The organism is Neisseria sp. P0022.S010, from assembly GCF_051956635.1.
Genome location: NZ_JBQCXF010000888.1, coordinates 1 through 457, shown reverse-complemented (window position 1 = coordinate 457; position 457 = coordinate 1). Strand labels below are relative to the sequence as shown.

At 58.6% G+C, this 457-nt stretch carries 1 pseudogene; it reads right to left on the bottom strand.

Annotated elements, in window-relative coordinates:
* Positions 1-457, bottom strand: a pseudogene (locus ACTHUT_RS21940) (ATP-binding protein); the annotation flags it as partial.

Here is a 457-nt window from a genome sequence, read left to right as displayed (position 1 = left end):
ATTTCGAAGCTGTATTCGACATTGCCGAAGGTTTCCGCACTGTCGAGGAAGCGCACGGTCGTGTCTTGTTTGTCGGAATCGCCGACAACCTGCAACGGCTCTTCGGTTTCGCCGCGTACGAAGCGGACGAAGTGTTCTTTACCGGCGCGGTAGATGGTCGGCGTTACCCATTCGGACAGTGCGTTGACGACGGACACGCCCACGCCGTGCAGGCCGCCGGAGATTTTTTAGCTGTTGTTGTCGAATTTGCCGCCTGCGTGCAAGACGGTCATGATGACTTCGGCGGCGGAGCGGCCTTCTTTCGGATGGATGCCGGTCGGCATACCGCGGCCATTGTCGGCCACGCTGACGGAATTGTCGGCATGGATGGTTACGGTGATTTTGTCGCAATGTCCGGCGAGCGCTTCGTCAATGGCATTGTCAAGCACCTCGAACACCATGTGGTGCAGGCCGCTGC